The organism is Nocardiopsis endophytica (assembly GCF_027706725.1).
Classification (GTDB): Bacteria; Actinomycetota; Actinomycetes; order Streptosporangiales; family Streptosporangiaceae; genus Nocardiopsis_A; species Nocardiopsis_A endophytica.
Genome location: NZ_JAQFWQ010000095.1, coordinates 20,624 through 27,149, shown reverse-complemented (window position 1 = coordinate 27,149; position 6,526 = coordinate 20,624). Strand labels below are relative to the sequence as shown.

General features: G+C 74.1%; 4 protein-coding genes and 1 pseudogene. All 5 read left to right on the top strand.

Translation table 11 applies throughout. The annotated features are described in order from the left end of the window. The first annotated feature begins 953 nt into the window (after window positions 1-953). Complete coding sequence (locus O4J56_RS24925; RefSeq protein WP_270689122.1) at window positions 954-2,279, top strand: ABC transporter substrate-binding protein; 1,326 nt, start codon at window positions 954-956, stop codon at window positions 2,277-2,279. A gap of 133 nt (window positions 2,280-2,412) precedes the next feature. Continuing rightward, window positions 2,413-3,450: a carbohydrate ABC transporter permease gene (locus O4J56_RS24920; RefSeq protein WP_270689120.1), complete on the top strand. Its 1,038-nt coding sequence runs from the start codon at window positions 2,413-2,415 to the stop codon at window positions 3,448-3,450. Continuing rightward, window positions 3,447-4,370: a carbohydrate ABC transporter permease gene (locus tag O4J56_RS24915; RefSeq protein WP_270689119.1), complete on the top strand. Its 924-nt coding sequence runs from the start codon at window positions 3,447-3,449 to the stop codon at window positions 4,368-4,370. The genes O4J56_RS24920 and O4J56_RS24915 overlap by 4 nt, the downstream gene beginning before the upstream one ends. After that, a complete protein-coding gene (locus O4J56_RS24910; protein WP_270689118.1) occupies window positions 4,367-5,377 on the top strand; it encodes a hydroxyacid dehydrogenase in 1,011 nt (336 codons plus the stop codon). The genes O4J56_RS24915 and O4J56_RS24910 overlap by 4 nt, the downstream gene beginning before the upstream one ends. After that, window positions 5,272-6,426: pseudogene (locus O4J56_RS32170) on the top strand (DUF2264 domain-containing protein); the annotation flags it as partial. The gene O4J56_RS24910 and the pseudogene O4J56_RS32170, both read left to right, overlap by 106 nt. Window positions 6,427-6,526: the final 100 nt, after the last annotated feature.

Below are 6,526 nucleotides of genomic sequence, written 5' to 3'. Positions count from 1 at the left end.
CCGGACACGATAACCCCGACTTCCCCGAGATCAACACCAGCGCGCCCCCGCACCGGCCGCCCCCTCGATGATCTCGACAAGAGTGCTGTCAAAACTGCCGGAATGACAGCACTCTTGTCGAGATCATCGCCGGGCAGGGGTGTCGCGCCGTCGCCCGGACCGCGAGCGACCCGCCGTCCGGCAGGCGGGGCCGGGGATCCGTCCTGCTCGCTCCGTCGCCGCTCAAGGCGGTGACCACGCACACGGGCCGCGCCCGACAGCGCTGGGCTGAGGGCCGCTGGCCTCTTGTCGTCGCTGCTGTCGGCCTTGTGCCCCGACTGCCCGCCGCCCGGGTGGGGCCCCTGAGCGGGGTACCAGCTGGGCCGCCCTCCCACCGGAACCGCGAGCAGCCCGCCGTCCGGCAGGCGGGGCCGGGGATCCGTCCTGCTCGCTCCGTCGCCGCTCAAGGCGGTGACCACGCGCACGGGCCGCGCCCGACAGCGCTGGGCTGAGGGCCGCTGGCCTCTTGTCGTCGCTGCTGTCGGCCTTGTGCCCCGACTGCCCGCCGCCCGGGTGGGGCCCCTGAGCGGGGTACCAGCTGGGCCGCCCTCCCACCGGAACCGCGAGCGACCCGCCGTCCGGCAGGCCAGGCCAGGGATCCGCCCTGCTCGCTCCGTCGCCGCCGACCACGGCGACCACCCGCACGCCCACCGCCCGGCAGCGCTACCGCGCGGGCCGCCCACCTTCCCCTCCGCCCTCCTCCTCGCGCCGGGCGGCGGGCATAGGGCGCTGGCCCCGCTGCGACCCTGCAACCTCGTCTCCGCACCCACGCCGGCGCCCGCGCTCACGTCCGCACCCACACCAATTCTGATCGTTTGATCGGATTTTCCTTTCGTTCGACCTATTGACCGGTATCCGTTCATATGGCGAGAATCACGGTGTCCCACCCTGGACCACAGGAGCAGGAGGCACTGATGAGCGGTGCTCCGAGCCGTCGCGGCGTCCTCGCCGCGGGGCTGGCCCTGCCCGCGATCGGCGCATTCGCCGGGTGCGCCCCCGACCGGCCCCGCCCCTCCGGGGGGCGCGGCCCCACCCGGATCACCTTCTGGTCCGCGATCCGCGGCAGCCAGGAGGTGGTCGACGCCTTCAACGCCACCCACGACACCGTCCAGGTCGACTTCGAGCAGATCCCCGCCGGAACGCAGGGCGGCTACGCCAAGCTCAGCAACGCCGCCCGCGCCGGGAACGCGCCCGACGTGGCCACCCTCGAATACCCCCAGCTCCCCGGCTTCGCCATCGACGGCGTGGCCACCGACCTGACCGGCCTGGTCAGCGACCGCACCCGCGACGTCCTGCTCCCGCAGGCCCTGGAGCGCGCCACCTTCGACGGCAGGATCTACGCCCTGCCCCTCGACATCGAGCCGATGGTCATGCACTACCGCCGGGACCTGTTCGACGAGCACGGCTTCGAGGCCCCCCGCACCTGGGAGGACTTCGCCGACCTGGGCCGCGCCGTCCGCGACCGGATCCCCGGCAGCCGCATCACCGTCTTCCCCACCGACGGCGGCACCCAGTTCGCCTCCTACGCCTGCCAGGCCGGCGCCCAGTGGTTCGCCACCGAGGGCGACACCTGGACCGTCGCCATGACCGACGCGCCGACCCGCCGGGTGGCCGAGTACTGGCAGGAGCTCATCGACGACGACGTCGTCTTCGCCAACTCCGTGGGCGGGCCGCAGTACCCCGCCCAGGTGGGCGACGGCACCGTCCTCGTCCGGCTCAGCGGCGCCTGGGACGCCGGTGCGCAGATGTCCTCCCACCCCGGCCAGAAGGGCCTGTGGACCGTCGCCCCGCTGCCCGAGTGGGAGCCCGGGGCCGGGGTGCTCGGCGACCACGGAGGCTCGACCTTCACCGTCACCGCCGACAGCCGCCACCCCGAGGCCGCCATGGAGTTCATCGAGTGGCAGGTGTCCCACCCCGACGCCATGCGCGCCCGGCTGTCGGCGGGCACCAGCTCCGCCTTCCCCGTGGTCGACGAGCTCGTCGAGGTCGCCCGCGAGGCCCTGCCCGACTACTACGGGGACCAGGACATCTACGCCCTCTTCGCCGAGGAGGCGCTCAAGGTCCGCGACGACTGGGTGTGGGGCCCGCGCATGACCTCCACCCTCAACCTCATGCACGACAACTTCGCCCGGGCCGGCGCCGGCCGGGGCACGCTCCTGGACGCGGTGCGCGCGGCCCAGGACGGCACCACCCCGGACCTCAAGGCGCTGGGCCTGTCCATCAGCGAGCAGGGCGGCTGACCCCGGCCGGGCCGCACACCCCGGCCCCGGCCCGGCCGCACACATGAAGGCCCTTCCACACACAGACCCTGCCGCACCCACAGCCCCCACCCCCCACACAGGCCCCGCCCCCCACACAGAGGAGGCCACTCCCATGGGCACGGGCGCACCCCCGCCAGCCGGCCCGACGACACCGCACACCGCCACCACCCGCACCGGCACCGGAACCACCCCCTCCGCCCCCGCGCAGCGCCCCTCCCGGGGCGCCGGGCGCGCGGGCACCGGCCGCCGCTCGGCCCGCAGGCGCGAGCTCGTCGCCTGCGGTGTGCTCATGGCACCGTTCTTCGTCCTGCTCGCCGCCGTCTTCCTGGTCCCCGTCGGCACCGCCGTGTGGTTGAGCCTGTTCGCCGACGACCGCAGCGGCCTGGGCTTCGGCCCGCCGAACCCCTCCTTCGTCGGCCTGCGCAGCTACCTCGCCGTGCTCGCCGACCCCACCTTCACCGCCGGGCTGGGCCGCATGCTGCTGTTCTGCCTGATCTACATCCCGCTGCTGGTCGCGGCCTCACTGGTGCTGGCCCTGCTGCTGGACTCGGGGGCGGTGCGCCTGCGCGCCTGGGCGCAGCTGGGCCTGTACCTGCCGCACACCGTGCCCGGCCTCATCGCCGCCGTCATCTGGCTCTACCTGTACACCCCCGGCATCAGCCCGGTGATCGACCTGCTGTCCCGTGGCGGCCTCCAGGTCGACCTCCTGGGGGTGGACACCGTCCTGCCCTCCCTGGTCAACGTCGTGCTGTGGAGCAACCTGGGCTACAACACCGTCATCTTCTACACGGCCCTGCGCGCCCTGCCCCGCGAGGTCGTCGAGGCCTCTGTGGTCGACGGGGCGGGCCCGGTCCGCACCGCGCTGCTGGTCAAGACCCCCCAGATCCGCTCCGCGGTGGTCACGGTGGTCCTGTTCAGCCTGATCTTCACCCTGCAGCTGTTCACCGAGCCCATGCTGCTCGGCCAGTCCACGTCGATGATCGACTCGCGGTTCTCGCCGAGCATGTACATCTTCGACGCCGCCTTCAACCGCAACAGCTACGGGCTCGCCGCGGCCGCGTCGGTGGTGCTGCTGGCCTGCACCATCGCCCTGTCCTACGCCGTCACGCGGTGGACGAACCGGTCCGTGGGCCCCGAGGAGGAGCGATGAGCGCGTCCACGGGCCACTCCGCCCGGCCCTCCGCAGGCCCTTCCACCCGGCACCCCTCAGGCCCTCCCACTCGGCCCTCCGCGGGCCCCCGCCTGGCCGGGCGGGCGGTGACCAACGCCGTCGTCGCCGTGTTCGCCCTGTACACCCTGCTCCCGGTGGTGTGGCTGGTGCTGGCCGCCGCCAAGGACACCGACGCCCTGTTCTCCAGCCGCCTGCTCTCCCTGGAGGGCTTCTCCCCCTGGTCCAACGTCGTGGACCTGTTCGCCACCGACGGCGGCGTCTACGGCCGCTGGTACCTCAACACCCTGGTCTACGCCGTCGGCGGGGCGGCGCTCAGCGCGCTGGTCAGCACCGCCTGCGGCTACGCGTTCTCCACCTACCGCTTCCGCCACAAGGAGAAGCTGTTCGGCCTGGTCCTGGCCGCGGTGATGGTGCCGCAGACGGTCCTGGCCCTGCCCCTGTACCTGCTCGCCTCCAACCTCGGAGTCGTCAACACGTTCTGGGCGGTGTTCATCCCTTTGCTCTTCAACCCCTTCGGCGTCTACCTCGGCCGGATCTTCAGCGACGGCTACGTCCCCCGGGAGGTCCTGGAGGCCGCCCGGATGGACGGGTCCGGTGAGCTGGCCCTGTACTTCCGGGTGGCGTTCGGCATGCTGCTGCCCGGCGCCGTCACCGTGTTCCTGTTCCAGCTCACCGCGATCTGGAACAACTTCTTCCTGCCCATGGTGATGCTGTCCGACCAGGAGCTCTACCCGGTGACGCTGGGCCTGTACAACTGGAACAGCGCCGCCACCACCTCGCCCGAGTACTACCCGGTCGTGATCACCGGGTCGCTGCTGGCGGTCCTGCCCCTGATCGCCGCGTTCCTGATGCTGCAGCGGTTCTGGCGGTCGGGCCTGACCGCGGGGGCGGTCAAGTGACCCGGCGCCCGAAGGCCGCCCTGGCGATGTCCCCCCGGGCGGCCGAGGCCGTCCTGGACGGGCGCGCCATGGCCGCCCTGGACAAGGTCTGCGACCTGGCGCCCGGCCCCGTTCTGGACGACTTCACCGACCCGCGGGCGCGCGCGGTCCTGGCCGGCACCGAGGTGCTGGTCACCGGCTGGGGCTGCCCGCTGCTGGACGAGGACGCGCTCGCCGCCGCTCCCCGGCTGCGCGCCGTCGTGCACACCGCCGGGTCGGTGCGCGGCCACCTGGCCCCCGCCTGCTGGGAGCGCGGCATCGCCGTCTCCTCGGCGGCCGCGGCCAACGCCGTGCCCGTCGCCGAGTACACCGTGGCGATGATCCTGCTCACCGGGAAGCGGGTGCTGGAGCGCGCCCGCGACTACAAGGCCGGGCGCCGCCGCGCGGACATGCTGCACACCCCCCGCGCCGTGGGCAACCACGAGCGCACCGTCGGGATCCTGTCGGCTTCGCTGGTGGGGCGGCGGGTGATCGACCTGCTGCGCCCGCACGACCTGCGGATCCTGCTGCACGACCCCTACGTCACCGACGCCGAGGCGGCCGCCCTGGGCGCCGAGCCGGTCGCCCTGGACGAGCTGTTCGCCCGCAGCGACACCGTCAGCGTGCACACCCCGCTCCTGCCCTCAACGCGCCACCTGGTCGACCGGGAGCTGATCGGGTCGATGCGCCCCGACGCCGTACTGATCAACACCGCGCGCGGCGCCGTGGTCGACCAGGACGCCCTGGCCGACGCGGCCCGGGCCGGGCGGGTGCGCGCGGTGCTCGACGTCACCGACCCCGAGGTGCTGCCCGCCGACCACCCCCTGTGGGACTGCGACGACGTGCTGATCACCCCGCACCTGGCCGGCTCCCAGGGCAACGAGTGGACGCGCCTGGCCGAGCACGCCGCGGCCGAGCTCGCCCGCTGGGCCTCCGGCGCCGGGTTCGCCCACCCCGTCCACCGCGAGCACCTGGAGCGGATCGCTTGAACACACCTGCAACCGCCGCCCTGGCCCTGCCCGAAGAGGACCGCGAACGCAGCCCCCGCACCGGATACACCCGCGCCCACTGGGAGGCGGCCGCCGACGGCCTGCTGGCCGCCGCCTGGCGGCACGCGAGCCCGCACGGGGCGCGCCTGGACCTGCCCGGCCGCCCCTCCCGGTCCGGGACGCGCTCGGACGGGCTCGAAGGCTACGCCCGCACCCTGCTCGCCGCGGCGTTCCGGGTCGCCGGAGCCGACGGCGCCGACCCGCACGGGTGGCTGGAGCGCTACGCCGACGGGCTCGCCGCGGGCACCCGCGGCCCGGGCGGCGCCGACCACGAGTCCTGGCCGCTCATCCTCGACTACGACGTGCAGGGCCAGCCCATGGTGGAGGCCGCGTCGGTCGCCCTGGGGCTGCGCCTGACCCGGCCCTGGCTGTGGGACCGGCTCGACGGCGCCGTCCAGGACCGGGCCGAGGCATGGCTGCGCGGCGCGCTGCGCTCCCTGCCCGCCCCGTGCAACTGGTACCTGTTCCCCTACAGCGTGGCCGGGTTCCTGGAGTCGGTGGGGCGCGGCGACGCAGAGACCGCGCGGGCCCGGGAGCGCGCGCTGGAGCTGCTGGAGGAGTGGTATCGAGGGCAGGGCTGGTACACCGACGGCGACGGCCGCGCCTTCGACCACTACAACGGGTGGGCGATGCACCTGTACCCGGTGCTCGACGACCACCTGTCCGGAACCTCCTCCCGCTACGGGGACCGCCTGCGCGAGCACCTGGAGGGGTACGGGCTGCTCTTCGGGGCCGACGGCGCGCCCCTGCACATGGGGCGGTCGCTGACCTACCGGTTCGCCGCGGCGGCGGCGGTGGCGCTCGGCGCGGTCACCGGCCGCACGCCGCTGTCGCCCGGGGTCTCGCGGCGGCTGATGAGCGGGTGCCTGCGCTACTTCCTCGACCGCGGGGCCGTCGGCGATGACGGGCTGCTCAGCCTGGGCTGGCACGGCCCGCACACGGCGACGCTGCAGCCCTACTCCGGGCCCGCTTCGCCCTACTGGGCCTCCAAGGCGTTCGTGGGGCTGCTCGCCCCCGCGGACCACCCGCTGTGGACCGACACCGAGCGGGCCGCCCCGAGCGAGGGCGGCGACCGGGCGCTTGCCCTCC